The following is a 25,808-nucleotide window of genomic DNA, read 5'->3' as shown; positions in this document are numbered from 1 at the left end:
CCTCGTGTGACACGATATTTCCAACCTATTCGCGAATCCCACGGTGTCCATCCTGCGCCAGCGGTTTTAAAAGTGAATTGACAGTAAGGCATGCAAGACAGAGAGCATATAACCGGAATGAATCACATATAGTCCCCAGGATAATGAGGGAGCCACCGGCGTAAGCTCAAGGAACAGTTTGTTCATGACGAACCTATATATTAGACCGTCGTATTCGATAGAGCATGAAACGCCGGGAGTTACTTGGGACACTCTCTGTGGGCGGGATCGCCCTGAGTAGCGGTTGTCTCTCCCGAGCAAGCGAAGCGGTAGAGTATTCGCCCTCTTCTCGATTCGGGGTGCTCATCGAGAACCACCTCACCACTCCACAATCCCTGAAGATATCCATCAAGACGCGGATGTTTGAACAAGATGTGTTCTCGAGTGAGCTTCACGTTACGGCAGCTGAGGATGCTCCCGGATCGAGGTATCATCCGGAAGTCGTTTATCGAAAGGATATCCTTCCCAACCTGCGTTCGTTGACCGCGGTAATCGACTACAATGGCGAGACGTTCACGTATTCGTGGCGGGTGACGTGTAATCACCTTTATGTGCGTTTTCACACAAACGAATACCCGGGCTTTGGTACGATATCGCCAAAACGCTGGGAGAAGATGATTGCCGACTCATAACCGAAAATAATTTGCAAGAAAGTGTGCTACAGACGCGCCGTCCATCTTGCACCCACAAAGGAAATAATTCAATATCAGACAGTTTAGTTGAAAATTGGGACGTACAAGTTCATGGTTGACAAACTACACAGCCTCGGATGTTCCCACCGTTAGGAGCGACTATCCCCCTCTCCAGCGGAGTGCAACCACCTCGTTGACTAGTTACGTCGTCACGCAACCCCTCGAGCGAACTGTGTCGAGAAGTTCCTCCGTTAATTCAGGGATTGTCTCTTGGATTTCTGGACTGAATTCTTCACTCAGTTCAAATGATTTAGGTTGGATTCCGAAGATCCTGACTTTGGTCGGTTCGCCAATAGTGTCCGACACCTCGAGCAATTCGAATACATCGGTTTTGTGCGAACTTCGTAGTTGCTGATTCGTGTCGGTTTTTGCAGGATCGAACACTTTGAATGAACCTGGTTTTCCACCAAAATCGACGGCATCAACGATGAGGACTGCTTCATAGTCTTTTACCACGTGTATCAGTTGAAATGGGTGGTCACCGATATCGATCACATCAGTATTTGGGAGGTTTCGGTTCTGTAGCCGCTCGATAAGTTCTGGTCCAACGCCGTCGTCCCTACGGAAGGGGTTACCAAGGCCGATAACGGCGTCAAACCCGATCATTATTCACCCTCGTTTTCGTTCTCGACGAATTCGATGTCAAGGTAGTGTGTCGAGCAAGAAATACAGGGATCGTACGCCCTGACTAACATCTCGAGTGTGTGTTGGATCTGATCTTGGGGTTGATCGATCATCGTCGGCACCATTTTCTCCATGTCATGTTGGATATTCGCGTGATTCTGGTTAGTGGGGATCACGCAATTGCCACGCTCGGCAATACCATCCTCGTCGAAGGTGTAATCGTGGAAAAGAATGCCCCGAGGAGCTTCAGTTGCACCGATTCCTCGGCCGGCCGTGACGTCCACATCAGGTTTGTGGTAGTCCGATTGTTCTTCTAGGCCAGCCTCGAGCAGTTCATCGATCAAATCGAGCGAGTTCTCGATAAGATGGGCGGTTTCCACGAGTTGCGCGACGTTGTTCATGAACGGTTGGTGACAGACTGGCTCGAGTCCAAACGACTCGGCAACCTCTTTGGCTTTTGGCGAGAGTTGGTCGTAGTTGTTATTGACCCGAGCCAGTGCACCTACCATGTAGGATTTGCGGTTGTGTTTGGTGAACTTCGCCGTCGATTGCTCGACCACATGCTCATTGACGATATCCTCGTAGTTATCGAGATCGAGTTCCCCTGTGTCAGACGAATATGGTACCCCATCATAGAGGGCGTATTCGTCGGGATGGGTTAGCGAGATAAACTCTGTCTCTCTGGTGAAATCAGGGAGTTGCTCGGCGAGTGAGAGGATCAGATCCACAACGGCTTCGACATCGTCCCAAGAGTTTTCGAGAGCCGTTTCAATCTCTTTGAGCTCGGACTCGTCAGGAATTTGTGTGAATCCTCCCGGAATTGTTCGCTGTCCATGTGAGGCTCGACCCTCGAAGGTTCTGAGCATGTCATTACCCAACTCGTGGAGTCGGATGACCGTTTTTACCTCTTCCTCATGAGTATCGGCCATCGGGATGACAGATTTCTTTCCAGCGAGATCCGGCAGTGCGAGATAGCCCAAGTGCAGGACGTGACTTTGGATCGTTTCGCCGGCGAGAACAAGTTTCCGGAGTTTCCGATCTTGCCGAGAGACGTCGATATTTAAGCCATCCTCGATGGCTTTTAATGCGGTCATTGTATGGGTGGCTGAACAGATGGCACAAATTCTCGAGACTATATGATGAGTTTCATCCCAGCTTCGACCGACGACCATCGACTCGAAAAACCTTGGAGATTCGACAACTTGCCACTCGCATTCTTCGAGCTCACCATTCGTAGCGTTGACAAGAACTTCTCCGTGTCCTTCGACGCGAGTGACAAGGTCACCCTCGATACTAATATCCTGGCTCATTGTTGCACCTCCGGGGGTTCGGCTGGATATTCTGGATTACGCTCCCAGCTCCAGTATAGCGTAAATTCATTTACCAATTGTTCGGTCGTCACGTCGTATTCCTGGAGCACTTCTTCATATACGTCGTCATCTGGATTATCGACCATACCGCGACATCCCCAGCATCGAGCTCCTTGAGTGACGCAGGTCGCATCGCATCCACCACCGCGTGTTATTGGCCCGAGACACGTTTCGCCTCGCTCAAATGTGCATGTGTTTTCTTCGATTTTGCAGTCCACACAGACTGCATGATTTGGCAAGGAAGGGTCACCACCCTCCAAAAGCAGAGTGATCATTTGGATGAATTCGTCTCCATCAATTGGACATCCTGGAACTTGGTATTCGACATCAACAAATGCCTGTGCCGGATATGCCTTTTCAAACGCCTCAAATAATTCGGCATCAGGATCGTCGAAAAGTTCTGCATCTTCACCGTAGACTCTTTCTTTGACCTTCTCGAAATCTTGGTCATTCCGGATGGCATTGACACCGGCGATAGTCGCACAAGCGCCAATCGCGATGAGGATGTCAGCATTCGACCGTACTTTTTCAAGTCGTTCGAGATCGTGCTGTGTCGTTATCGACCCCTCAACAAATGCAATCTCATAATCGTCGCTATGTTCGGACATAGCTTCCCGAAAACTGACGATATCGACGACTTCCACAAGGTCAAGCAGGCGGTCTTCGAGATTGATGATTTCGAGCTGATCGCCTTCACATCCAGCAAAGTCAAAAAATGCAACTTTTGGTTTCGCGCTCATACTTCAGCCTCCTCTTTATCTCGCACCTCAGGATAATTGAATACCGGGCCGTCCGTACAGACGTATAATTCATTCATTTGACAGTGGCCGCAGAGTCCGCGACCACAGTGCATGTTCCGTTCCAGTGAGAGGTAGATATTCTCATCAGGAACAGCCAAATCGTCCAATTCTTCGAGGACAAATTGGTACATTACTGGCGGTCCACAAACAAGCACCTTCGTCGTGTCAGGGTCGATATTGACATCAGGAATACATGTCGTGATAACTCCTATCCGCCCTTCCCATTCCTGATCTGTAGGACACTGATCAACCGTTTCCAGATATTCCATGTCGTCGCGTTCCTTCCAATCCTGGAGTTCATCAGTATACAGTTGCTCTGCCGGCTCTTTAGCTCCATATACTGTCGTCAAATCTCCGAATTTCTCTCGATTGTCCAGCGAATAGTTTATCATCGACCGCAGTGGGGCGAGACCGATCCCCCCGGCGATATAGAGCATGTCCTCGCCTTCGAAAATTTCTGGTTTGAATCCAGTGCCATATGGTCCCCGAATCCCGACGGAGTCGCCCGGCCCCATTTTGTGAATCGCGTTTGTGACGTTACCGACCGCGCGGATCGTCAACTCAAATGGGCCTGGTTTTGTCGGCGAGGACGTGACCGAAATTGGTACCTCGCCCACATTGGGAACGAGCAACATGACGAACTGCCCGGGCTGATGGCCGAGGTCTTTACCTTCTAGCAGTTGAATCTCGAATAGTTTATCGTCCTCAGTGAAATTATGAGTTCGAGTGATGGTTCCGTTAACTGGTTGGTACTCGTTTTCTTTGATGTCGAATTTTTCGGATGTACTACTGCGCATTGGCAGTCATCTCCTTTTTGAGTTTGTTGTATATATCGCAGGGATCTGCAACGTTGGGAACACATTCTGACGTACATCGGCCACACCCGATGCATGCGATATCGCCATATCGTTCGTAGATGTACCTTCCTTTCCGCATTAACCGATGCCTATGTCGTTCGGCTTTTTCTTCACGGAAGTTCTCGTCTCCCGCGACTGCGGCAAAGTCTTCGAGCAAACAGCCGTCCCAACGGCGGGTCTGTTTGCCGCCCTTTCCATCGAGGTCTCGGGTCATCTCAACGCTGAAACAACAACACGTTGGACAGACCAGGTTGCACGTCCCACAGGAGACACAATTCTCGGAGTAATCTTCCCAAAATTCCATATTGTCGTAGTTTTCTTCAAGCACTGTTGGTAACTCATCGGGTGAAAATTCAAGTTCGTTTTCAAACAGATCTGGGATATCTTCTTCTTCGATCCGGTTGACTTCCTCAATCTCTTCGGATCTTGCCGTTCTGGTCTCGGCGGGTGCGAGGAACTCTTTTCCCTCGAGGGTGCCGATTTCGATGGCATATCGATCCCCGAGTTCGGTCAATAAGAGATCGTATCCCGAATCGGTTGTCGCCGTGCCCATGCTGCCGGCGAATGCCGTCTCACTGGCCTTCTGCATGTTCACGCCGATGAGAAGCGAATTCTCGCGCTTTGCTCGGTAAGGTTCGTCCTTAAACGTGTCAATAAATATTTTATCGAGTTGTTCGATTGCAACTAGGTCGTAGGGATGGATCCCGACAATGACCTTTCCCTCTGGATTTGTCTTGGCCCGCCACTCGTAGTCACCATTACTTTTTTGATACTCCAGATATGTCTCGCGTTGGGGCATAATATATTTCTTCGGGGAGAGCATCGTCACGTCGTAATCCAGCGCGAGATCATCTGCTGTCTCGAGTTCATCGAAAACGTACTTTTCACCATCGTCCTGTACACCAACCACATCTCGTGGCTCAGACGAGATCTTCTCATCGATTAATGTGGTAAACTCAGGTTTGTCTATAATTTTCATATCTAAAGCATTCCTTACACTTCACTGCTGTGTTTATAACTATACTCATCCCATTTGGACAAGAGACGTACTCCTGCGTAAAACCAGTGTAATTTTCTCAACTGATGAGAAATTAATATACAGGTCCGTTAACACAGGCCACAATTTACTCTCACGTGTTCTGGTTAGCCTTAGTACACTGGCTGATCTTTTGGAATTATACTAAACCTGTGGAAACATCTCAGACTACCGGAATCATGAACTGATTTTTACGTGATCCGAGCGAAATCCCAGCTATGGCAGCGAAAGTCGATGCACGTGCACTCGGCCTCACAGCCGGTATCATATGGGGTACAGCGGTCGCCTTCTTGGAACTCATGGCTGGCACGGAGTATGGAGAGCGGTGGCGACGCTTGCTGGCAGACCTTTATCCGGGGTACAGTCCCAAGCCAGGGGATCTCGTCTGGGGAACGGTTCTAGGATTTACCGATGCATACATCCTTGGATACCTGTTCGGGCGACTCTACAACCGACTGGCGGAGTGATGCCAAGAGCGAAGTAGACCGTCGAAGACGCGTCAAAACAGTTCAACGTCGCCCGCGATGATATCCGTCGTGATCTCGTCTAACTTCCTTGCTTCGCTCCGGACGATGTCCGCTATCTCGCTGTGATTCGTCGTTGCCGCTTCGACATCGACAGCGTCAGGTTCTGCGATCGGCATCCCAATCTCGGAGACCATGTGCACGTTTGCGAAGGTCGCATCAGTTTCGGTGGCGATTCGCTCTGCCGTCCGTTTTGCGAGGACGTTGTAGAGTTTCCCGACGTGTGAAATCGGATTCTTTCCGGCTGTCGCCTCCATACTCATGTGGCGATGGGGCGTGATCAATCCAGTAACCCGATTTCCACGTCCGACTCCACCGTCGTCACCGTCTTCGGCGGACAGTCCCGTTTCGGTGATGTACACGATTTCGTTGTCCGGATTATCGGCAGTATTCACGTCGACACGGACCTCTCGGTCCGTTCGGGCTCGCGCATGCGCAAGTGCAAGGTCCCGGACCTTCCCTTTCACGTCCAAGTACTCCTCTACCGAAGAAACCTGTGAGGAAATAATCGCGGTCGCAATGACGAGGTGGAGATGGCCATTCGACCGAGCTGCCATTACTTTGACATCTTTGCCTGCAGCGTCGACCTCCTGCCAGATTCTCGGCTCCAGCGTTTTGACAATTTCTTCGGTCCCCGAGAGCGGCGCATATCCGATAGCGATACTCGTGTCGTTCGCCAGCACGTCACCTCGATCGAACAGATCCTGGAGATCCACGGAGGTTGGGCCCAGATGCGGCCAGATATCGACGTAGCCGCTTGGTAAGTGCTCGAAATGCGTCTCCAGATACCCATGGGCCGCCTGTTCGGCGATCTCGTTGATCGGAATTGTCGTGTCTTCGACCTCCGCCGTCGCCTGCCCGCCGAGAACGATCCTGATGGGCGAATTGAGTGATCCGCCGCCGAACTCAGGCGTCGAGTCACCCGCAATCAACAGGACGCTATCCGTGTTGTGGTGAAGGACGCGACCAAATTCTGCCTGGTATTCTCGACAGAGTGCCCGCGATACAGCTTCGGCGATCCCGTCACAGATGGTATCGGGATGGCCGAAGCCCTTTCGCTCGACGAATTCCGCCTGACGATCCTCAATTGGGTCGCCATCGATCGACGAGACGGTTATAGGGAGAGAACTCATTGATAATCACACCATCGATTTCTGGTACGAGATCATATACATGTTGCCGTTCCACAGTTCGGTGGTCGAAACGTCAATGATGACTGGCAGCGCATCCTCCCGTCGAGGCGTATTCTTAGGACCCAATACTGTTCAATTGGACATACTATTTGGTAAGATAACCCACAACGGCGTGCGTATTCGAATCCGTTGAATCGAGAAGCGGACGTCAACAGGACGGAAGCCATACCTTCCGTCCTTTCCCAGACCAGTCCCGGGGGGTCGATCCAGCGGATCTAGTCTGCGACCTCACGGCATCGTACGGACCGATATCATAACCCGACGGTGCCACGATAGTCGAGATGGGATCCATTAGTTTTCAGTCCAACCGACCGAATTCTCCCCGTCGTTCGCGATGCATGATTCCGCCGGCGAACCGACGTAGTTTGGCCACGAGTTCGTCCTCAGTCTCGTAGGTTTCGACGCCCAAATCCCACCGGACGGACGCCGACCGAATCATCGCACTCGTCACGTCATCCTCGTGGACGAAAATCAATCGTTCACCGCGAGTGTCCGCGAGGTTTTCCAGGATACTGCCCGCCTCTTCCCCGACGCCAAAATTGTGACCGAGGAACGGCACCACGAACGCGGTTGCGTTGCTACATCGGGCGTATTCGATGCTCTGCGTAACCGCATCCACCGAATCAGTATCGATGTCGAGGTCGAGCGCGAGAAACGCATTCACTCCCGGATCGGTTCGAAGTTTCCCCTGGACGCGTCGCAAGAGTGCCTGTGCCTCGTTGATGTCGTCTTTGTTCCGAAAGAGTCGGCGTAACGGTCCGGGAAGATCCTCGATGTCGATCTCACGACGTTCCTCCTCGCTGAGGACGTAGTTGAGGTTGAACGACTTGTACGGCCCCATCAGGTAGAACAGAAACCGGTCGTATGTCACACTCCCGAGCCGTTCGGCGATCAACTCACGCGTAATCTCGACAGTCATTACCGCTCCTTTTCGGCGAGGATATTTAAATAAAGGTTTTTTTGAGAAACCCTGGCTTGACAACGACTAAGCGTCTCCGGCTCGTATCGCGACGTACGATGGCCACGGATCAAACGCGGACGGTCAGCGGCGACGCCCCGGACGATCCGGCAGATCTGCTGCCCGAGGAGAGTGTCCTCAGTCTCGAGGAGTATCTCGATATGCACGCGGCTGTCGGCCACCGCACCCGCTATGAAATCCTCTATCGACTCGTCCACAGCGGCGAGATGAGTCCGAAAGAACTCGAGGAGCCACTCGACATCGACGACAGCACGCTCCACTACCACCTCAATAAACTCGTCGACGTCGGCCTCGTCGAGAAGCGCCAGCGCACGGAGCGGGGACAGGACGGACTGTACACGTATTATCGGGCGACCGTCTTCGGCGAGGTGACGCTCACCGACGGCGTCGACGAATTGATCCGTGGCGAACGGGCGTTCGAAGAGATGTACGACAGTTCGACGGATTGAGCCAGTTGCCGATGCGCTTGTACGGTTTGTCCTGGCGAACTCTCGCTCCTGGTGCGTTCGATTAAAGGCATATTCCAAGGAAGTGTTACCATGGAGCAGACAGCGACGGATGTCCGTATTGGTGTCGATGTCGGGGGGACGTTCACGGACGTGGTGACAGTTCGAGACGGTTCTCTCCATGTCGCGAAGACACCATCGACGCCGGCGGCTCCGGATCGAGGGGTTCTCGATGGGTTGGACAGCAGCCGCGAGGATGTCGGCTACGCGTATGGCGAAGTCGGGTTTTTCGCGCACGGGACGACGGTAACGACGAACGCAGTGCTCGAGCGCGACTGGGCGGAGACGGCGCTTTTGACCACCGAGGGATTCCGCGACGCTATCGAAATCGGGCGACAGGCCCGCCCGGACATCTACGACTTCGACGTAACGAAACCGGAACCCATTGTCGAACGGGATCGCCGGTACGAAGTTCCCGAGCGATTGGATGAGCGCGGCCGGGTCGAACGTGAACTAACAGAGGCGGAGGTCCGAAAGGTTGCCGCGGAGATCCACGAGTCAGACGTCGAAAGTGTCGCCGTTTCGCTGCTGTTCGCGTTCGAGAACGATACACACGAGCGTCGAGTTGCCGACATTCTCCGAGAGGAAGAGGCTGCAGCAACCATCTCGTGTTCGAGTGACGTGTTGCCGGAAATCCGCGAGTACGAGCGGACGCTCGCGACGGCGCTCAACGCCGCGCTCAAACCGGTGATGGACGCGTACGTCGGACGCCTGGAGGAATCGATCCGCGAACGAAAGATTCCGTCGACGCTGCGGATCATGCAGTCGAACGGCGGGACGATCGACGCCGACCGCGCCCGCACACGGCCGGTGGACACGCTGCTGTCGGGGCCGGCGGCGGGCGTCCAGGGCGCTGCCCACGTCGCTGGCCTCCGAAATCTGGAGGACGTCATCACGATGGACATGGGCGGCACATCCTGTGACGTTTCGCTGGTCCGTGGTGGCGATCCGGTGGTTTCGACTGAACTCGAGGTGGGCGACTACCCCCTCCGAGTCCCCATGATCGAGATTCACACCATCGGCGCCGGCGGCGGTTCGATCGCCTGGATCGACGCCGGCGACGCGTTGCGCGTGGGTCCCCGGTCCGCGGGTGCCGATCCCGGACCGATCTGTTACGGTCGCGGTGGCGAGGAGCCGACGGTGACGGACGCTCACCTCCTGCTCGGGCGGTTGGACCCCGACCGGTTTCTCTCGGATGAACTCGAGGCGGACGTCGATCGGGTTCGGGGGGCAGTCGACGAGCACGTCGCGGAGCCGCTCGGGCTCTCGACGCGGGAGGCCGCACAGGGGATCCTCGACGTCGCGAACGCGAACATGGAGCGGGCGCTCAGGGTGGTCTCTGTCGAGCGGGGCCACGATCCGCGGGACTTCGGACTCGTCGCGTTCGGCGGCGCCGGCCCCCTGCACGCGGCGTCGCTTGCCGCGGAACTGGACGTTCCCCGGGTGATCGTTCCACGTACTGCGGGCGTCCTCTCGGCGCTGGGGCTGCTGGTGACGGATCTGCTGCAGGACTTCAGCACCTCGATGGTCCGGCGGCTCCCCGAAGCCGACCCGTCAGCCATTGAGGCCGTGCTGCAGGAGTTCGAACGCGAGGGACGCGAGCGGCTCTCCGGGGCAGTCCCCGACGATAAAATCGCCATCGAGCGGTCGCTGGATCTCCGGTACGTCGGCCAGTCCTTCGAACTAACTGTCCCACTCCCCGACGGCGACCTCACAGCGGACACGCTGGCGACAGTCGAAGAACAGTTCCACGAGACGCACGGCCGCCGATACGGTCACGCGTCCCCGGAGGAACCAGTCGAACTCGTCACTGTTCGGTCACGCGCGCGAGGACTGATCGAACCCCCGGAGATCGCTCCCTCGACGGCCGGCGGTCGCGTGGACGACGCGATTCGCGAGGAGCGGTCGGTCACGTTCGACAGTGACCCCCACGAGACGCGGATTTACGACCGCTCGCGGTTCCCCCCAGAAGCGGAGTTCAAGGGACCTGCGATCGTTGAGGGGTCAGAGAGCACAGTCGTCGTCCGGCCCGAGCAGACAGCAACAGTCGATGAGTACGGAACCATCATCCTGGAGGTGGAGTCATGACCACCGACGACATGGCCGTCGATCCCGTGACACTGGAGGTGATCCGGAACGCGGCGACGGCAATAAGCGAGGAGATGAACGCCAACCTGATCCGGACGGGCTACTCGCCGAACATCAAGGAGCGCCGCGACTGCTCGTGTGCGGTCTTCGACGCGGACGGTGGGATGATCAGTCAGGCGGAGAACATGCCGGTCCACCTCGGTGCGATGCCGTTCTCGGTTGCCGCCGCGCTCGAGCGGTATCCGCCGGAGTCGCTCTCGCCCGGCGACGCAGTGCTTTTGAACGACCCGTTCCGCGGCGGCGCCCACCTCCCGGACCTCACGCTCGTAAGCCCCGTCTACGCCGACGGCGAACTGATCGCGTTCGCGGCCAACCGAGCCCATCATGCCGACGTCGGTGGATCCCGGGCCGGAAGCGTTTCCGCCGATGCGACCGAGATCTACCAGGAGGGAATCCGCATCCCGCCTGTGAAGCTATATGATGGCGGTGACCTCGTGGTGGACGCAATGGAGCTGATTCTCGCAAACGTCCGCACGCCCGACGAGCGACGCGGGGACCTCCGGGCCCAGCAAGCGGCAAACGAAACCGCTCGCGAACGGTTACAGGACCTTGCGAAAAAATACGGGGTCGACACGCTCCGGAACGCGATCGCAGAGATTCAGGATTACTCCGAACGCCGGATGCAGGCTGCGCTCGCGGAACTTCCCGACGGAACCTACGAGTTCGCGGACGTGCTCGACGACGACGGTCGTGGAACCGAAGACATCCGAATCGAAGCCGCCACGACGATCGACGGCGATTCGATCACCGTCGACTTTACCGGAACGGATCCACAAACGGAAGGCCCGATCAACGCGGTGTTCGCGGTGACCGCCTCGGCAACGTACTACGCTGTGCGGTGCGTGACCGACCCGGACATTCCACCCAACGAGGGCTGTTATCGGCCAATCGATATCGACGCCCCATCGGGGACGGTTGTGAACGCCGACCCTCCGGCTGCAGTGGTCGGGGGAAACCTGGAGACCTCACAGCGGATAACCGACGTCGTGCTCGGGACGCTGGCCGAGGCGGCACCGGAGCGTGCGATCGGAGCCTGTCAGGGGACGATGAACAACGTCACCTTCGGTGGGGTCGATCCCCGGACCGGGGAACCGTACGCCTTCTACGAAACCGGTGGCGGCGGCTTCGGCGGTCGCGCCAGCGGCGACGGGATGGACGGCGTTCACGTCCACATGTCGAACACGATGAACACGCCAGCGGAGGTGCTCCAGACAGCCTATCCGCTCGCAGTCGAACGGTACGAGTATCGTCCCGACACTGGTGGGGCCGGGAAGTTCCGTGGCGGACTGGGCCTGCGCCGCGACTACCGGGTGTGCGACCACGATGCGGCGTTCAGCCTCCTCGCGGAGCGGCGAATCCACCCGCCGTACGGAATCAACGGCGGCAAGGCGGGTGGCGTCGGGGACGACAAACTCATCCGGGACGGTGAGACGGAAGCGCTCCCGGCGAAGTGTACGCGAGACCTCGAGCCGGGCGACGTCGTGAGCCTCCGGACACCCGGGGCCGGCGGGTACGGTGATCCAGCAGAACGGGATCCCGAGGCAATTCGCCGGGACGTCAAATCGGGGAAGCTCTCCCCGAAGCGAGCACGCGAACTGTACGATGTCGATCTCGAGGGAGTCGAATCGAACTCCACGAGGGATCCGTAGCCACCCGTCGACAGACATCGACAGTACACGTGGGGTTCCGAACGGAGCCGATACGTTGAAGCGAACACGTCCCGACGCATCCGACGGGAATGGTGCGGCTGATTCACTATTCGGACATCGAAAACGTCTACGACACGCCCGAACGGGCCGGGAGGCTCGCGGGGCTTCTGTCGGAACTCGACGGCCCGGACGCGCTGGTCGTCGGCTCCGGCGACAACACCTCCCCGGGAGTGTTGCCGCTGGTTTCCCGGGGGCGCCAGGCGTTGGACTTCTTCCGCGCTGCCGGCGTCGACGTGGAAACGTTTGGCAATCACGATTTCGATTACGGACCGGACGCGACGCGACAGATCGTCGCCGACTCGTCGGTGACGTGGGTGGGTGCCAACGTGTATGACGGCGATGGCGAACGGTTCGCCCGCGAGGAGGGGGCAGTTCCCCACGCCGTCTTCGAGGTCGACGGCCGACGGGTCGGCGTCTTCGGCGTGACCGATCCGGCGACGGCGTCCTTGAACCCGGAGGCGTCGTCGCTGGATTTCACGGATCCGATCCCCGAAGCGCGGCAGGCGATCGACGCGCTCCGGGATCGAGGGGTCGATCACGTCCTCGCGGTGTCACATCTCGGTTCGGGGGACAGAGCGCTCGCCGAACTCGAGGTCGACGCAGTGCTCGGGGGGCACGTCCACTCGGAACGGATCGACCGACTGAACGGGGCCGTACTGACGCGTCCCGGCGTCAACGGTCACGTCGTTCTGGAAGTCGAACTCTCCCGCGATGGCACCGACCCGGCGGTGACTCGACACGCCGTCGAGAACGGGAATCCGGTCCCGGCGCCGCTGGACGAGGGACTCGTGGACGCGCTGGAACGCCGCCGAAGCGTCGCCGACCTCGGCGAGGTGGTGACGCGTGTCGACGAACAGCTCCCCCGCGACGCCGAGACGGTTCACGGCGGCGAGTGTGCGATCGGGAATTTCATCGCGGACGCCTACCGGGCGGCAAGCGGCGCCGACGTCGGTCTCCAGAACAGCGGCGGGATCCGTCCGGGAGAGCCGATCGAGGGAGCTGTCACCATCGCGGACCTGATAAGCCTCGTTCCGTTCGAGGAGCCGGTCGTCACGGTTCGGCTCACCGGGGCGGAACTGCGCGAGACGTTCCGGCAGTTGAGCGCCACGGAGGTGAACTTCGGCGAGGACCACTGGTGGCACGGCCACCTCTCGGGGGCGTCAGTCGTCTTCGACGCCGGCCGAAAGCGGCTGCTCGAGGCGCGCGTCGGTGGGGAACCGCTCGAGGAGTCTGCGACCTACACTCTCGCGACGACCGAGTACGTGCTTCACTCCGACCAGGAGTTTCCGGCGATCGGGCAGCGGCACCGCGCGGGAGAACACGGCATCCAACACGAGGTTCTGGCGGCGTACGCACGGGATCGCGGCATCGACGTCGGTCTCGACGGCCGAATCCGACAGCGATAGCCGTTTTTCCGGATCGATTTCGAGCGAAAACGACACTCTCTTGCCCTGAGGCGAACCTATCTCGTGCAATGACGCTGGTCGTGGTCCCTGTCAGATATCCGCTTTCTGAACACTCGAGGGTCACGCTGGAACACGCGATCGACGTCGCAGACGAGCACGACGCCACGCTGACCGTCCTCCATGTCAACCTGTTTCAGGAATCGCGCAAAGTGACCCGAACCGACCTCAAACGCGCCGTCGAACGGGAGTTCGGATGGCTGCCGAACGCGAGATACGTCGTCCGCGGTGGGTTCCTCCTCGAGGAGACGATCCTCGAGGAGGTCGCCGCCGAGGGTGCCGACATCGTTGTGATCGGCGCGAAACAGGCGGGCCGCTGGCGACGGATGTTCCGCTCGCTTCTGTCGGATCCCGACATCGACGAGTACCTCCGCGAACAGCTCGATGCGACCGTGGTCACGGTGGACTTCTAGCGCCGTCGTCACCGGGTTTGTTTCCATTTCGTGACGATCGGAGCTTCGATCCGACGGCCAGGAGGGTGGCGATCGGTCCACTCGAAATCAGCACCGCGAGTGCAGCCACCAGCACCGAAATCACGGGTTGGGACAGCGGTGGTGCGATCGTCGCCCCGATCGGGATGGCGAGAACGCCCACAATTGGTGCCACGACTCCAACTGCCAGGAGTTTTCGCTGACGCGTCGAGAACTGTATCCCCTCCCCCTCGCGCTGGGGGATCCACAGCCCGGCGGCGAGAACGACGAATCCTGCGAGCGCGTACAGACCGAACACCAGTATGGCCAGTCCTTCCGCGAATCCGCTCTCGCCGGGAGTCATCGTCACGAACACGACGACGAACCAGAGGATACTCCCCACTATCGACAACCCACCGAGCCCGGCGATGGTCAGCTGTAGTGCCGCTCGAAACGATCCCGGTTTCAGGTGCCGAAGCCGGGCGGAGGCAGTGTTCATGATCCGTATAGGGACCAACAACCGATAACCGTTCCCGCGGTTCTCTCCGTGCGAGAACGTTACTGGTCGGACTCCTCGAGTTCGCCGAGCAGTTCCACAGTCAATCGCTTCGCGGCGTCGACGTGCTCGTCGGCACGCTCGTGGCCGGTCCCTTCGACTTCCTCGAGTAACTCCCGAACCTGTGTCAGCCGCTTTCGTCGAACCGTTGGCGACGCCTCCCGGTCGACCAGATCACCGACGAGCGCGTCCGCCTCGGCGACCCAGTTGCTCGCGTCCCGTTCGATTGGCAACTCCAGAACGCTCCGGAGCCGCTCGTGGAGGTCGAGCAGGCGGTCCCGGGAGTCCGGATCGAAATCAGCCACGCGTTACACCCCGAACGTCGCCCGCAGCATGTCTCGCGTACCGGGCCCGAGCCCGACCGCCAGCACCGTCACGAGCAGCAGGATCGAGAACCGCGGTGACTCCTCCATGACCTCGGGCTCGAAGATCCAGACGACGAACGTCGCCGCCGCCAGCTTGACGAAGAGGAACGGCCACGCGTCGCCGGTTACCGCGACGATCGCCTCCGGGAGGTATCGCCCCGTGTACTCGACGATCGCGGCGTTTATGGGGTGTTTCGGGACGAGGTTGGCGCCCGCGCCGAGTGCCGGCATCCAGTTGAGGCCGATCACGTTCGCGACGCCGTCGACCGCGTGCCCCCAGATGATCACGAACCCCATCCATCCAGTACCGGCGTTGATTCCGGGCGCGTACCGTTCGATCAGCCACCACGTCCCCCCCGCTGCGGCCGTTGCGATACCCAGCGTTACGACGAGCACCTGGACGTGGAACTCGGTGAATTCCGTCGTCACTGCGAGGAACCCGAGATACCCGACCGTGAGGACCACGATGACACTTCCGAGTCCGAACAGCGCGTAGTCGTACCGCTCGACCAGGCCGCGTTCCGCCGCAGCGTACGCGGCGAGCACGCACGCGAGCGTGAGAAGGAACACCAGGACGTAGATGAACGGGCTGATGATCAGTGCGCTGTACGGAAACGCCACGAGCGGTTCGGCGCCAGCCCGGACGGCGGAGACGCCAGCGTCCTCGACGGTGCGAAGCGCCCCCCCGAACAGCACGAACGGGAACAGCGCGTAAAAGAACCGCCGGTCGGTCCCGATGTCGAGCCGCTTGAGAAGCAAGTAGACGCCTGCGAGCGCTATCAGGAGTATACTGATGTATCCGATCGACGACACCGGCGTGTATCCGGGGTAGGCGACGATCTGACTCGCCGCGTCGGCCTCGGCGCAGGCCTGGGTTCCCTGGAGGTACTCGATGGTCCCGTCCGATCGTGCCGCACAGGCGGCTCCCTGGCCGTCGGCGGCGACCGGTCCCCAGAAGTACTGCCAGATGAACCGGTCGTACACGAGTCGTGGAAACAGCAGATACCCGACGCCGAGCACCGCCACGATTCCGGCGACTGTGGCTGCCCAGATCCGTTCGGGATCTCGGTAGAGGCGGTCGCCAAGCGTACTCGTATCCATCACACCATTCACACGGGCGAGAACCCGTTTCAGCGTTCCGATCCGCTATCGGAACGCGTTCCTTCCCCGAACTCACCGGGGGACTCCTTCATGGAATCATCTCCTTCGGGAATCGGAACGCCGACTGCGTCGTAATCCGTGCCGAGAATGATCATCGTCTGGGAGCGTGCGAACCCGCCCATCTGGGCGACGTTGTCGAACATGATCTCGCGGAGGTCGTCGATGTCGGGGGCGTGTACTCGCATCACCACGTCGTACTCGCCGGTTGTGAGGTGAACTTCGGTGATGCCGTCGATCTCCCGCAGGCGCTCGAGAGCGTCCTCTTCTCTCCCCTGTTCGACCCTGAGGCCGACGAACGCCGACACGTCGTATCCCAGCGCTTTGGGATCGACCCGGGCGTGGTAGCCTTCGATGACGCCGGCCTCCTCCAGTCGTCCGACGCGGTCGTGGACTGTCGCGCTGGACATGTCGATCCGGCGAGCGATTTCGCTGAATGGCGTCCGTGCGTCCTCCTGGAGAAGCCGCAGTATGGCACGGTCCGTGTCATCGAGTTCCATGGTCTACCCAGGGTCTGCGCGGCCTTTGAGGTTGCGAATGCGACAACTTACTGTCGGTCGAGCCTGTCGAGTCCGTGCCAGATTGCGTCCACCAGTTTCGCTTCGTTACCGGCCTGATCGGTGGCGTCTCCCCAGCCCCGGACGAGTGCGTCCTCCAGGGCGGCAACCGAGTGATTCTCGAAGTTGTTGACGCCGCGAAACGCCTCCAGCGCGTCGCGTTCGTCCTCCCCGAACGTTTCCGTCGGTGTGCCGTCGTAGAAGCCGAGTTCCGCGAGCGTTTCCGTCACCGCTGCTGCGCTCTCGCCCTCGAGTTCCCGAAACTCGTCGGGCTCCTCCCGCGGTAACAGGGTGACGTCGTACAGTTTGAACACCCGTTCCAGTTCGGAGATCGGGGTCTCGTGATCGTCGACGCGCACGTCGATCCAGCGGTCGTTGCCGCCGTCGTATCCTCCCTCGGGCTTGACGACGTACAGCGCCGCCGACTGCTTTCCACGGGAGTCGCCGCCGGCAGCCTCGCCTGCGTGCAATGCGGCGATGAGACGCTCGGGAAGCCCGCCGTCGGTGGTTTCGTAGGCGTCCGCCATCGCTTCGAGCGTCGTCCCGTTTTCGAGGATGTTTCCCTGGACGGTGTACGTCTCTCCCTGGCGATCGCCCGCGACGTCGAGACACTCCTCGGCGGTGGCCCCGTCCCGAAGCATCGACAGTCCGTCGGGGCCGTAGGCGACGTTCGCGAAGCTCTGTGTCGCTATCGCGCCGGCGTCGACGCTCGCGAACGGGACGACCGAGCCGACGCTTATGAACTTCGACTGGACTGCGACGCCGACGGCGTCGGCGTCCTGATCGCCTGCGACGATGGAAAACGTCATGCTCGGCTGTTTCGTGCGGACCCCTATAGCGATTAGTGAAGCGGTGTGGCCGGAGGCGTTGTCCGGGACAAACTCGGAGCCGTCCCGTCACGTTCGAACGCGTCCCGTCACGTTCGAACGCGTCCCGTCACGTTTTACTCGCCCGGCCACGAACCCCGCCCAATGAGCGCGCAGGCCGCCGAGAAAGACCTCGCGGTCGTCATCGGTCTCGAGGTCCACGTCCAGTTGGAGACGGCTACGAAGATCTTCTGTGGCTGTTCTACGGACGCCGCCGACGGCGAGGAACCGAACAGTCGAACGTGCCCGACCTGTCTCGGGCTCCCGGGATCGCTGCCGGTTCTCAACGAGGCCGCAGTCGAAGCCGCCGTCAAGATCGCGAAAGCACTCGACGCCGAGATCCCCGAACGGACCACGTTCCACCGCAAGAACTACTACTACCCCGACCTGCCGAAGAACTTCCAGCTCACCCAGTACGACGCGCCGATCTGTGCCGACGGGGAGCTGGAGATCAGTGTCGAGGGAATGCGTCGGACGATCGGGATCACGCGGGCACACCTCGAGGAAGACCCCGGCAGCCTCGAACACGTGGGCGGCGGGATCGACACCGCCGACTACACGCTCGTCGACTACAACCGCGCGGGAACCCCCCTCGTCGAGATCGTCACGGAGCCGGACTTCCGGTCGCCCGCCGAAACCCGGGCGTTCCTCGCGAAGCTCGAGGAGGTGCTGGAATATCTCGGCGTGTTCGATCCCGAACGGGACGGGAGCCTCCGGGTCGACGCCAACATCTCGATGGTGTCCGGCGACGCAGTCGCCGAGGACGGCCGGATCGACGAGCGCGCTCTCTCGGCTGCCAACCGCACCGAAGTGAAGAACATCTCCAGTCACAAGGGTGCCGAGAAGGCGCTCGCCTACGAGGTGACCCGTCAGCGAAACGCCATCCGTCGCGGACGGGAGATCGAACAGGAGACCCGCCACTGGGACGAGGCGCGGGGGATCACCGTCTCGATGCGGACCAAGGAGGCAGAGAAGGACTACCGGTACTTCAGGGAGGCCGACCTGCCGCCGCTTGCAGTCTCCGGATGGCGCGACCGGATCCCGATCCCGGAGCTGCCGGACGCCCGCCGCGAACGGTTCCGCGAGGAGTACGGTCTCGACGCCGAATCCGCCTCGAAGCTCACATCCACCAAGGAGGTCGCCGACTTCTTCGAGGACGTCGCAGCGGAGTTCGACCCCGACCTCGCGGCCACCTGGGTGGCCGACAACCTGCTGGGGGAACTCCACTACCGCGATATGGAGATCACGGACGTGACCGATCGGCTCGAGGAGTTCACTCGCCTGATCGAACTCGTCGACGCCGAGGAGGTGACAGTCAAGAACGCCGAGGAGGTTCTCCTCCGGACGATGCTCGACGAGGGACTCGCGCCCGACGAAATCGTCGATCGCGAGGAACTCGGAAAAACGGAGGGCGAGGCAGTCGCCGCCGCCGTGACCGAGGCGATCGAAGAGCACCCCGAGGCTGTCGAGGATTACCACGCCGGCGAGGGCGGGGCGATCAATTTCCTCGTCGGACAGGTGATGCAGAAAACGGGCGGCAGCGCCGATCCAGGAGACGTCAATCAGCTGTTGCGCGATCGACTGGACGGGTGAGCGTTACGCTTCGTCGTCCAGCGTGTGCCAGGAGAGGACCGGGTTCCTGGCGGCCGTCGCCTGATCGATCCTGGCGGCGGTCGTGCGGTTCGGCGCGGACTCCAGCGTCTCGTCGGAGTCGGCGTACGCTCGGTTGAACGCCTCCGCGAGGTCCTCGACGGACTCTTTGCTCTCGATTTCGGTCGGCTCGGTGAGCATTGCTTCCGGAACCATCTCCGGCCACTTCGTCGTCGGCGGGTGGACGCCGTAATCCAGCATCCGCTTTGCGACGTCGGCGGCGTCGCGGTCGCCCGAGGTGGCCGCGAACTCGTGGTGGAACGGTCCGTACGGCACCTCCAGGTCGATCTGGGACGCGAGGTAATTCGCGTTGAGCACGGCCTTCGCGCTGGTGTCGACGAGCCCCTCGTGGCCGAGGCGGCTGATGTAGGCGTGGGCTTTGATCAACACCAGCCAGTTGCCCAGGAACCCGTGGACCTTACCGATGCTCTCTTCCGGATCCTCGAGTACATACTGGCCGTCGCGCTCGCGGACCTGGGGTTTCGGGAGGTACTGCTCGAGTTCCTCGACGACGCCGACAGGGCCCGCGCCCGGACCGCCGCCGCCGTGGGGAGTCGCGAACGTCTTGTGCACGTTGTAGTGCATGATGTCAAAGCCCATGTCTCCCGGCCGGGCCCGACCCAGCAGCGCATTCAGGTTCGCGCCGTCGTAGTACAGCACGCCGCCGGAGTCGTGGACGATCTCGGCGATCTCGACGATGTCGCGCTCGAACAGTCCGACCGTGTTCGGGTTGGTGAGCATCAGCGCGGCGGTGTCGTCGGACACCGCGGCCTCGAGCGCCTCGACGTCGACGCGACCCTCCTCGTTGGAGGGGAGCTCGACCACGTCGTAGCCCGCAAGCGCCGCGGTCGCGAAGTTCGTCCCGTGTGCCGATGCGGGGATGATGACCTCGCTTTTGTCGTTGCCGTGGTGTTCGTGGTACGCCTTCGCGATGAGGATCCCCGTGAACTCGCCGGCCGCACCGGCGGGCGGCTGGAGCGTGACGGCGTCCATCCCGCCGATCTCGGCCAGATACTCCTGGAGGTCGTGATACAGCTCCAGGGTCCCCTGGACGGACTCGGACGATCGGTCCGGATGAACCGCCGCGTTCGGATCGGCCGCGAGGTCCTCGGTGAACCGTGGGTTGTACTTCATCGTACACGACCCGAGGGGATACGGCCCGGAGTCGATGCTCCAGTTCATCTGCGAAAGCCGGGTGTAGTGGCGGGCCACTTCCGGCTCGGACACCTCCGGGAGCGTCAGCGAATCGCGGGTCAACTCGTCGGGAAGCGGCGAGTCGTCTCCGATCTCGAGAGTGGTTTCGTTCTTCTCGGACAGCAGCGGTTCGTGTTTGTCTTCTCGCGAGTAGCGGGCCTGATCGTGTCTCATCGTGCCACCTCCTCGAACGCCGCCACGAGGTCGTCCATGGCGGCTTCGTTCGTGTCCGTGACGCACACCTGCAACAGGTGATCGTCGACGACGTGGACGGCGTACCCCTCGGTTTCGAGGTCGCCTGCGATGGCAGCCGCCGGCTGATCGGATCGGACGAGGAACTCACGGAAGTGGTGCCGGTCGTGGACCGGTGCCCGGAATCCGGAGAGTTCGTCGATTCGCCCGGACAGTTCACTCGCGTTCTCGACGGCGTCGGTCGCGAGATCGACCAGCCCGGTCGGTCCGAGCAGCGCGGCGTGCATCGCAGTCCGGAGCGCGACCCACGCCTGGTTGGTACAGATGTTCGAGGTCGCCCGCTCCTTGCGGATGTGCTGCTCGCGAGTCTGGAGTGTCAGGGTGTACGCCCGGTTTCCGGCATCGTCGTCGCTCGCGCCGACGAGTCGGCCGGGAACCTGCCGGAGGTACTCCTCTTTGGTCGCAAACAGGCCGAGACCCATGCCGAAACTCGTCGGGAGCCCCAGGGTGTCCGCCTCGCCGACGACGACGTCGACTCCGAGTTCGGCCGGCTGTTCGAGCAGCGCTAGCGCGACCGGATCGGTTCCGTAGACGAACAGCGCGTCGTGTTCGTCCGCGAGATTGCCGACTGCGCCGAGTTCCTCCTGAATGACGCCGCGGACGGTCGGGTTTTCGACGTACACGGCGACGACGTCGTCGTCCATCCGGTCTTCGAGCGCACCGACGTCCACCGCGCCGTCGTCCATCGAGTACGTTTCGACGACGAGACCCGCCCCGTCACAGTAGTTTTCGAGCACCGACTGCTTTCCGTCCCGGAGGTGTGTCGGTACAAGCATCGTGTCCCCGGAGACGCGCCGCAGCCGACTGGCGAGCGTCGCCGCCTCGCCCAGCGCACTCGCCCCGTCGTACATCGAGCAGTTGGCGACCTCGAGCCCGGTCAACTCGACGATCATCGACTGGTACTCGAACAGCACCTGCAGGAACCCCTGCGTGATCTCCGGCTGGTACTGGGTGTAGCTCGTCAAAAACTCCGCCCGCATCGAGAGGTGGTCCACGAGCGAGGGGACGTAATGCGAGTAGTGTCCCCGACCCAGGAACTCCGTCAGGTCGTCGTTCCGGGCGAACATTCGACTGACATCCGACTTGACCGCGGGCTCATCGCGGGCCTCGATGTCGAGTTTCCCCTCGAATGCGACCTCCTCGGGAATGTCGAACAGCTCCGACTCGTCGCCGGCACCGATCTCCTCGAGCATCGCCTCCACGTCGGCGTCCGTGTGTGGAGCGAACGGCGTTCCACCCGTCGTCATCGTCCACCTCTCCGTCCGAATGCTGGTTGAATCATGGCTCGATCACTCTATCTGTGCTTCGTACTCGTCGGCGTCGAGAAGATCGTCGAACTCTCCCTCGTCGCTGACTTCGATCTCGATGAGCCAGCCGTCGCCGTACGGATCCTCGTTGACCAGTTCGGGCTTATCGAAGACGGCGTCGTTTACGGCCGTCACCTCACCCGAGACGGGCGCATAGATGTCCGAGACTGCCTTGATCGATTCGACCACGCCGAACTCCCCGGTCTGCTCGACGGTGTCGCCGACGTCCGGCAGTTCCACGAAGACGATGTCGCCCAGTTCGTCCTGGGCGAAGTCGCTGATTCCGAACCGAACCGTATCGCCGGTCGTCGTCCACTCGTGTGTCTCCCTGTACCGCAGGTCGTCGGGTATTTCGAAGCTCATCCTGTTTGAACTTGGGGAATCAGGTATTTATACGACGTGGACTTCGTCCGACCGTTCCGGATCGACAGGCCCAAATCCCCGAACTACGAACAGTATGGGCTGCAGTTATCGAGGCGAACAGAGATCAGACGAACGGCGGTGTGACGACCTTCGCGCGCTTTTCGTCGCCGCGGACGACGACCGAGATCCGGTCGCCCTCTTCGCAGTCAGTCGAAAGATAGCCCAGTGCGATCGGTTCGGAAAGCGTCGGGCTCATCGTCCCGGACGTGAGATGACCGACCGGTTCACCGTCGGCGCGGAGTTCGTAGCCGCCACGCGGGACGCCGCGGTCCAGCAACTTGACGCCCGTAAATCGCTCGTCGATTCCCTCCTCGTTCTGTGCCTCGAGGGCGTCGCGCCCGACGAACTCGGTGTCGAGTTTGACCGCAAAGCCGATGCCGGCTTCGAACGGCGTGCGCGGCTCCTCTTCGGGATGGAAATCTTCGCCCGACAGGAGGAACCCCTTCTCGATCCGGAGAGTGTCGCGGGCCCCGAGCCCACAGGGCTCACAGTCGAACGCCTCCCACACGTCGACTGCGTCGTCGGTCGGACACATCACCTCGAACCCGGGCTCGCCGGTGTAGCCGGTCTTGGCGATGAAACATCGCGCGCCCGCAATGGTCCCGAATCCGGCCTCGTTCCGGGAGAACGCCGACACGGTGTCGGCGGGCGCTGAACCCTCAAGTTCCGTGACGGCATCCGTGACGAGTCCGGGAGCGTCGGGGCCCTGCACTGCGATCATCCCCCACGTCTCGGTGGTGTTTTCGACCGTCGCCTCCAGTCCCGCCTCATCGCGATAGTCGACCCACCGGTCGTACATCTGTTCGTCGTGTCCTGCGTTCGGGATGAACAGGAACGACGTCTCCTCACCCGTGGCGCCGGCGGCCTCCCCGTCGGGATATCGATAGACGATCGTGTCGTCGATGATGACGCCGTCCTCCCGGGTGATCGCGGAGTACTGCGACTCGCCGGGATCGAGGGCGGTCACGTCGTTTGTCGTCAGTCGCTGCATCAACGTCGTCGCGTCCGGGCCCGACACCTCGATCTGTCCCATGTGGGAGACATCGAAGATGCCGGCCTCCTCCCGGACGGCCTCGTGTTCGACCCGGATCGATTCGAACTCGACGGGCATCTGCCACCCGCCGAAGTCGGTGAACTTCGCGCCCAGGTCGTCGTGTGTTCCGTGCAGCGGCGTTTCGCGTGATGCCATACTGGATGTACGACTGTCACCGGTAATTGTTCTTGTCATCCACCTTTTTTCACGGGGGCCTCGCTTCGCTCGACCCCCGCCAAAAAATCTGGACCAAAAAAACCGCTGGCTCGTCCCTTCGGTCCTCGCCAGCGGTGAAACGCCTCGCTTCGCTCGGCGTATGCTTGATCTCACTGATAGATTTTTAAGACATGACGGTGTCAAACAAACGGTTTCACAGTTTCGCTATGAGTCAATCACGATGAATGCAGTTTGTCGGCCGATTTTTGGACACAATTGTCAATCTCTGAGCTTCTTACGGGAGCACCACACCGCGAACGCGGAGTATTTCCCCGCCGCCCCGGTACGGAAGATATGGACATCGTGGACAGGCTCCGTTCGTCGACGCAACCCGAGGGCGTCGCGCTGTTCGTCGACGGTCCGAACGTCCTCCGGGAGGAGTTCGACGTCGACCTCGACGACGTTCGGGAGGCAGCGGAACGACGGGGACCACTGGTCACCACGCGGTTGTACCTGGACGAACACGCCACGCCGGGACTGATCCAGGCGGCGGAGACTCGGGGGTTCGAGGTGATTGTCACGAGCGGCGACGTCGACGTGAAACTCGCCGTCGATGCGACCGCTTTCGCCATCGAGGGGCGCGCGGAAACCATCGCCATCGCCTCCAGGGACACCGACTTCAAACCGGTCCTCGAGGCGGCCAACCGCCACGGCCGTCGGACGTTCGCGATCGCGCCCGGCACGCACGGTCGATCTGACGCGCTCAGGAACGCCGCGACCGACAGTGTCACCCTCGGGGAGTAGTTCTTGCTCTCTTTTCGATCGCCAAACCGACTCTTCATACCTACCCCTCCCCCATAACATGGCAAAATTGACCTGTCTGCTCGGTCAGATAACCCAGTGACCCGGGCAGCGAGACCGTGGCGTTCATTCCTCAGCAAGAATCTTTATATATGAACCCCACCACAAATCTTATAATGGAACGTCCGAACAGGCAGCGCCAACAGCAGCGAGAAGCCGAACAGGAATCGGACGAATCTGTCAACTGCCCGGAGTGTGGATCCGAGGAGGTCGTCGCCGACGCAGACCAGGGGGAACTCGTTTGTGACGACTGTGGACTCGTCATCGACGAGCGCCAGATCGACCGCGGACCGGAATGGCGGGCGTTCAACCACTCCGAGCGACAGTCCAAGTCGCGCGTCGGCGCCCCGATCACGGAGACGATGCATGACAAGGGGCTGACAACCACGATCGACTGGAAGGACAAGGACGCGTACGGGCGGTCCATTTCCTCGAAGAAGCGCTCACAGATGCACCGGTTGCGAAAATGGCAGGAACGCATCCGCACCAAAGACGCCGGCGAGCGCAACCTCCAGTTCGCCCTCTCGGAGATCGACCGCATGGCCTCCGCGCTGGGCGTCCCCCGCTCCGTCCGGGAGGTCGCCTCGGTCATCTACCGGCGCGCGCTCGATGAAGACCTCATCCGCGGCCGTTCGATCGAGGGCGTCGCCACCGCCGCACTGTACGCCGCCTGCCGGCAGGAGGGGATTCCCCGGTCGCTCGACGAGGTCGCAGAGGTCTCGCGGGTGCCTCAAAAAGAGATCGGTCGGACGTATCGATACATTTCCCAGGAACTCGGCCTCGAGTTGAAGCCGGTCGATCCCAAGCAGTTCGTCCCCCGGTTTGCGTCGGCACTGGAACTCTCCGAGGAGGTGCAAGCAAAGGCGACCGAGATCATCGACGTCTCGGCCGAACAGGGCCTTCTCTCCGGGAAATCCCCAACCGGGTTCGCCGCGGCCGCGATTTACGCCGCCTCGCTTCTGTGCAACGAGAAGAAAACTCAGCGCGAAGTCGCCGACGTCGCCCAGGTCACCGAAGTCACCATCCGCAACCGCTACCAGGAACAGATCGAAGCGATGGGCTTTCGATAGTCCTCGGAGC

General features: G+C 60.4%; 25 protein-coding genes and 1 pseudogene. 10 read left to right on the top strand and 16 right to left on the bottom strand.

Annotated elements, in window-relative coordinates:
- Nucleotides 1-224 precede the first annotated feature (224 nt).
- The gene (locus AArcSl_RS12225) at nucleotides 225-671 is read left to right on the top strand and encodes a hypothetical protein (RefSeq protein WP_119819636.1); all 447 of its coding nucleotides are present in this window, start codon (nucleotides 225-227) and stop codon (nucleotides 669-671) included.
- Between the two features lie 201 nt (nucleotides 672-872).
- Here AArcSl_RS12225 and AArcSl_RS12220 read toward each other — a convergent pair whose 3' ends face one another.
- Genes AArcSl_RS12220 through AArcSl_RS12200 form a run of 5 tightly spaced genes read right to left on the bottom strand, consistent with a single transcriptional unit; the run spans nucleotide 873 to nucleotide 5,361 of the window.
- Complete coding sequence (locus tag AArcSl_RS12220; RefSeq protein ID WP_119819633.1) at nucleotides 873-1,337, bottom strand: hydrogenase maturation protease; 465 nt, start codon at nucleotides 1,335-1,337, stop codon at nucleotides 873-875.
- Nucleotides 1,337-2,665: a Ni/Fe hydrogenase subunit alpha gene (locus tag AArcSl_RS12215; RefSeq protein WP_119819630.1), complete on the bottom strand. Its 1,329-nt coding sequence runs from the start codon at nucleotides 2,663-2,665 to the stop codon at nucleotides 1,337-1,339. The genes AArcSl_RS12220 and AArcSl_RS12215 overlap by 1 nt, the downstream gene beginning before the upstream one ends.
- Nucleotides 2,662-3,465 (bottom strand): NADH-quinone oxidoreductase subunit B family protein, encoded by an 804-nt coding sequence (locus AArcSl_RS12210; RefSeq protein ID WP_119819627.1) that lies wholly within the window; start codon nucleotides 3,463-3,465, stop codon nucleotides 2,662-2,664. Before AArcSl_RS12210 ends, AArcSl_RS12215 begins: the two co-directional genes overlap by 4 nt.
- On the bottom strand, nucleotides 3,462-4,322 hold the full coding sequence (locus AArcSl_RS12205; protein WP_119819624.1) for an FAD/NAD(P)-binding protein: 861 nt from the start codon (nucleotides 4,320-4,322) through the stop codon (nucleotides 3,462-3,464). The genes AArcSl_RS12210 and AArcSl_RS12205 overlap by 4 nt, the downstream gene beginning before the upstream one ends.
- On the bottom strand, nucleotides 4,312-5,361 hold the full coding sequence (locus tag AArcSl_RS12200) for a 4Fe-4S dicluster domain-containing protein (RefSeq protein ID WP_119819622.1): 1,050 nt from the start codon (nucleotides 5,359-5,361) through the stop codon (nucleotides 4,312-4,314). Before AArcSl_RS12200 ends, AArcSl_RS12205 begins: the two co-directional genes overlap by 11 nt.
- Nucleotides 5,362-5,636: 275 nt before the next feature.
- Here AArcSl_RS12200 and AArcSl_RS12195 point away from each other — a divergent pair, with 275 nt between their 5' ends.
- Nucleotides 5,637-5,885 (top strand): bacteriophage holin, encoded by a 249-nt coding sequence (locus AArcSl_RS12195; protein WP_119819619.1) that lies wholly within the window; start codon nucleotides 5,637-5,639, stop codon nucleotides 5,883-5,885.
- Between the two features lie 32 nt (nucleotides 5,886-5,917).
- Here AArcSl_RS12195 and AArcSl_RS12190 read toward each other — a convergent pair whose 3' ends face one another.
- Complete coding sequence (locus AArcSl_RS12190) at nucleotides 5,918-7,075, bottom strand: methionine adenosyltransferase (RefSeq protein ID WP_119819614.1); 1,158 nt, start codon at nucleotides 7,073-7,075, stop codon at nucleotides 5,918-5,920.
- A 358-nt stretch (nucleotides 7,076-7,433) separates the two neighbouring features.
- Complete coding sequence (locus AArcSl_RS12185; protein WP_119819611.1) at nucleotides 7,434-8,054, bottom strand: DUF7509 family protein; 621 nt, start codon at nucleotides 8,052-8,054, stop codon at nucleotides 7,434-7,436.
- Nucleotides 8,055-8,152: 98 nt separating this feature from the next.
- On the opposite strand from AArcSl_RS12185, the gene AArcSl_RS12180 reads away from it, so the two are divergent.
- From AArcSl_RS12180 to AArcSl_RS12160, 5 genes are all read left to right on the top strand, one after another.
- Nucleotides 8,153-8,563 carry an ArsR/SmtB family transcription factor gene (locus AArcSl_RS12180; RefSeq protein ID WP_119819607.1) on the top strand — a complete coding sequence of 137 codons (411 nt, stop codon included), beginning with the start codon at nucleotides 8,153-8,155 and terminating at the stop codon, nucleotides 8,561-8,563.
- A 90-nt stretch (nucleotides 8,564-8,653) separates the two neighbouring features.
- Nucleotides 8,654-10,708 (top strand): hydantoinase/oxoprolinase family protein, encoded by a 2,055-nt coding sequence (locus tag AArcSl_RS12175; protein ID WP_119819604.1) that lies wholly within the window; start codon nucleotides 8,654-8,656, stop codon nucleotides 10,706-10,708.
- On the top strand, nucleotides 10,705-12,417 hold the full coding sequence (locus AArcSl_RS12170) for a hydantoinase B/oxoprolinase family protein (RefSeq protein WP_245883234.1): 1,713 nt from the start codon (nucleotides 10,705-10,707) through the stop codon (nucleotides 12,415-12,417). The genes AArcSl_RS12175 and AArcSl_RS12170 overlap by 4 nt, the downstream gene beginning before the upstream one ends.
- 89 nt (nucleotides 12,418-12,506) lie before the next feature.
- Complete coding sequence (locus tag AArcSl_RS12165) at nucleotides 12,507-13,883, top strand: bifunctional metallophosphatase/5'-nucleotidase (RefSeq protein ID WP_119819601.1); 1,377 nt, start codon at nucleotides 12,507-12,509, stop codon at nucleotides 13,881-13,883.
- Nucleotides 13,884-13,951: 68 nt separating this feature from the next.
- Nucleotides 13,952-14,353, top strand: a complete 402-nt coding sequence (locus AArcSl_RS12160) for a universal stress protein (protein ID WP_119819598.1) — start codon at nucleotides 13,952-13,954, stop codon at nucleotides 14,351-14,353.
- On the opposite strand, the gene AArcSl_RS12155 is transcribed toward AArcSl_RS12160, so the two are convergent.
- The 5 genes and pseudogenes from AArcSl_RS12155 to AArcSl_RS12135 all read right to left on the bottom strand — a co-directional run bounded on the left by AArcSl_RS12155 (nucleotide 14,337) and on the right by AArcSl_RS12135 (nucleotide 17,795).
- On the bottom strand, nucleotides 14,337-14,849 hold the full coding sequence (locus AArcSl_RS12155) for a hypothetical protein (protein WP_119819595.1): 513 nt from the start codon (nucleotides 14,847-14,849) through the stop codon (nucleotides 14,337-14,339). The genes AArcSl_RS12160 and AArcSl_RS12155 overlap by 17 nt on opposite strands.
- Nucleotides 14,850-14,908: 59 nt before the next feature.
- Nucleotides 14,909-15,211 carry a hypothetical protein gene (locus AArcSl_RS12150; RefSeq protein WP_119819592.1) on the bottom strand — a complete coding sequence of 101 codons (303 nt, stop codon included), beginning with the start codon at nucleotides 15,209-15,211 and terminating at the stop codon, nucleotides 14,909-14,911.
- A 3-nt stretch (nucleotides 15,212-15,214) separates the two neighbouring features.
- Nucleotides 15,215-16,372 carry a DUF63 family protein gene (locus AArcSl_RS12145; RefSeq protein ID WP_119819590.1) on the bottom strand — a complete coding sequence of 386 codons (1,158 nt, stop codon included), beginning with the start codon at nucleotides 16,370-16,372 and terminating at the stop codon, nucleotides 15,215-15,217.
- Between the two features lie 110 nt (nucleotides 16,373-16,482).
- Nucleotides 16,483-16,929 (bottom strand): annotated as a pseudogene (locus AArcSl_RS12140) (Lrp/AsnC family transcriptional regulator); the annotation flags it as partial.
- 47 nt (nucleotides 16,930-16,976) lie between these two features.
- On the bottom strand, nucleotides 16,977-17,795 hold the full coding sequence (locus AArcSl_RS12135; RefSeq protein ID WP_119819584.1) for a DUF1028 domain-containing protein: 819 nt from the start codon (nucleotides 17,793-17,795) through the stop codon (nucleotides 16,977-16,979).
- 162 nt (nucleotides 17,796-17,957) lie between these two features.
- Between AArcSl_RS12135 and gatB the strand changes: the two genes are divergently transcribed.
- The gene (gatB, locus tag AArcSl_RS12130) at nucleotides 17,958-19,445 is read left to right on the top strand and encodes an Asp-tRNA(Asn)/Glu-tRNA(Gln) amidotransferase subunit GatB (RefSeq protein ID WP_119819581.1); all 1,488 of its coding nucleotides are present in this window, start codon (nucleotides 17,958-17,960) and stop codon (nucleotides 19,443-19,445) included.
- A gap of 3 nt (nucleotides 19,446-19,448) precedes the next feature.
- On the opposite strand, the gene gcvPB is transcribed toward gatB, so the two are convergent.
- The 4 genes from gcvPB to gcvT all read right to left on the bottom strand — a co-directional run bounded on the left by gcvPB (nucleotide 19,449) and on the right by gcvT (nucleotide 23,867).
- On the bottom strand, nucleotides 19,449-20,870 hold the full coding sequence (gene gcvPB / locus AArcSl_RS12125) for an aminomethyl-transferring glycine dehydrogenase subunit GcvPB (RefSeq protein ID WP_119819579.1): 1,422 nt from the start codon (nucleotides 20,868-20,870) through the stop codon (nucleotides 19,449-19,451).
- Entirely contained in the window at nucleotides 20,867-22,195 is a 1,329-nt protein-coding gene (gcvPA, locus tag AArcSl_RS12120; RefSeq protein WP_119819577.1) for an aminomethyl-transferring glycine dehydrogenase subunit GcvPA, read from the bottom strand. The genes gcvPB and gcvPA overlap by 4 nt, the downstream gene beginning before the upstream one ends.
- A 42-nt stretch (nucleotides 22,196-22,237) precedes the next feature.
- Nucleotides 22,238-22,618: a glycine cleavage system protein GcvH gene (gcvH, locus tag AArcSl_RS12115; RefSeq protein ID WP_119819575.1), complete on the bottom strand. Its 381-nt coding sequence runs from the start codon at nucleotides 22,616-22,618 to the stop codon at nucleotides 22,238-22,240.
- 124 nt (nucleotides 22,619-22,742) lie between these two features.
- The gene (gcvT, locus tag AArcSl_RS12110) at nucleotides 22,743-23,867 is read right to left on the bottom strand and encodes a glycine cleavage system aminomethyltransferase GcvT (RefSeq protein WP_119819573.1); all 1,125 of its coding nucleotides are present in this window, start codon (nucleotides 23,865-23,867) and stop codon (nucleotides 22,743-22,745) included.
- Nucleotides 23,868-24,221: 354 nt separating this feature from the next.
- Here gcvT and AArcSl_RS12105 point away from each other — a divergent pair, with 354 nt between their 5' ends.
- Nucleotides 24,222-24,671: an NYN domain-containing protein gene (locus AArcSl_RS12105; RefSeq protein WP_119819571.1), complete on the top strand. Its 450-nt coding sequence runs from the start codon at nucleotides 24,222-24,224 to the stop codon at nucleotides 24,669-24,671.
- 173 nt (nucleotides 24,672-24,844) lie between these two features.
- Nucleotides 24,845-25,798, top strand: coding sequence for a transcription initiation factor IIB (locus AArcSl_RS12100; RefSeq protein ID WP_119819569.1), 954 nt, complete (start codon nucleotides 24,845-24,847; stop codon nucleotides 25,796-25,798).
- Nucleotides 25,799-25,808 lie beyond the last annotated feature (10 nt).

The sequence above is a fragment of the Halalkaliarchaeum desulfuricum genome (genome assembly GCF_002952775.1).
Classification (GTDB): Archaea; Halobacteriota; Halobacteria; order Halobacteriales; family Haloferacaceae; genus Halalkaliarchaeum; species Halalkaliarchaeum desulfuricum.
The sequence above is the reverse complement of the archived record's forward strand: the minus strand, read 5'-3'. Positions and strand labels throughout refer to the sequence as shown.

Bases quoted from the DNA above. Each gene is read 5' to 3' on its own strand.
- AArcSl_RS12225 (WP_119819636.1), top strand. From the start codon at position 225: ATGAAACGCCGGGAGTTACTTGGGACACTCTCTGTGGGCGGGATCGCC.
- AArcSl_RS12220 (WP_119819633.1), bottom strand. From the start codon at position 1,337: ATGATCGGGTTTGACGCCGTTATCGGCCTTGGTAACCCCTTCCGTAGG.
- AArcSl_RS12215 (WP_119819630.1), bottom strand. From the start codon at position 2,665: ATGAGCCAGGATATTAGTATCGAGGGTGACCTTGTCACTCGCGTCGAA.
- AArcSl_RS12210 (WP_119819627.1), bottom strand. From the start codon at position 3,465: ATGAGCGCGAAACCAAAAGTTGCATTTTTTGACTTTGCTGGATGTGAA.
- AArcSl_RS12205 (WP_119819624.1), bottom strand. From the start codon at position 4,322: ATGCGCAGTAGTACATCCGAAAAATTCGACATCAAAGAAAACGAGTAC.
- AArcSl_RS12200 (WP_119819622.1), bottom strand. From the start codon at position 5,361: ATGAAAATTATAGACAAACCTGAGTTTACCACATTAATCGATGAGAAG.
- AArcSl_RS12195 (WP_119819619.1), top strand. From the start codon at position 5,637: ATGGCAGCGAAAGTCGATGCACGTGCACTCGGCCTCACAGCCGGTATC.
- AArcSl_RS12190 (WP_119819614.1), bottom strand. From the start codon at position 7,075: ATGAGTTCTCTCCCTATAACCGTCTCGTCGATCGATGGCGACCCAATT.
- AArcSl_RS12185 (WP_119819611.1), bottom strand. From the start codon at position 8,054: ATGACTGTCGAGATTACGCGTGAGTTGATCGCCGAACGGCTCGGGAGT.
- AArcSl_RS12180 (WP_119819607.1), top strand. From the start codon at position 8,153: ATGGCCACGGATCAAACGCGGACGGTCAGCGGCGACGCCCCGGACGAT.
- AArcSl_RS12175 (WP_119819604.1), top strand. From the start codon at position 8,654: ATGGAGCAGACAGCGACGGATGTCCGTATTGGTGTCGATGTCGGGGGG.
- AArcSl_RS12170 (WP_245883234.1), top strand. From the start codon at position 10,705: ATGACCACCGACGACATGGCCGTCGATCCCGTGACACTGGAGGTGATC.
- AArcSl_RS12165 (WP_119819601.1), top strand. From the start codon at position 12,507: ATGGTGCGGCTGATTCACTATTCGGACATCGAAAACGTCTACGACACG.
- AArcSl_RS12160 (WP_119819598.1), top strand. From the start codon at position 13,952: ATGACGCTGGTCGTGGTCCCTGTCAGATATCCGCTTTCTGAACACTCG.
- AArcSl_RS12155 (WP_119819595.1), bottom strand. From the start codon at position 14,849: ATGAACACTGCCTCCGCCCGGCTTCGGCACCTGAAACCGGGATCGTTT.
- AArcSl_RS12145 (WP_119819590.1), bottom strand. From the start codon at position 16,372: ATGGATACGAGTACGCTTGGCGACCGCCTCTACCGAGATCCCGAACGG.
- AArcSl_RS12135 (WP_119819584.1), bottom strand. From the start codon at position 17,795: ATGACGTTTTCCATCGTCGCAGGCGATCAGGACGCCGACGCCGTCGGC.
- gatB (WP_119819581.1), top strand. From the start codon at position 17,958: ATGAGCGCGCAGGCCGCCGAGAAAGACCTCGCGGTCGTCATCGGTCTC.
- gcvPB (WP_119819579.1), bottom strand. From the start codon at position 20,870: ATGAGACACGATCAGGCCCGCTACTCGCGAGAAGACAAACACGAACCG.
- gcvPA (WP_119819577.1), bottom strand. From the start codon at position 22,195: ATGACGACGGGTGGAACGCCGTTCGCTCCACACACGGACGCCGACGTG.
- gcvH (WP_119819575.1), bottom strand. From the start codon at position 22,618: ATGAGCTTCGAAATACCCGACGACCTGCGGTACAGGGAGACACACGAG.
- gcvT (WP_119819573.1), bottom strand. From the start codon at position 23,867: ATGGCATCACGCGAAACGCCGCTGCACGGAACACACGACGACCTGGGC.
- AArcSl_RS12105 (WP_119819571.1), top strand. From the start codon at position 24,222: ATGGACATCGTGGACAGGCTCCGTTCGTCGACGCAACCCGAGGGCGTC.
- AArcSl_RS12100 (WP_119819569.1), top strand. From the start codon at position 24,845: ATGGAACGTCCGAACAGGCAGCGCCAACAGCAGCGAGAAGCCGAACAG.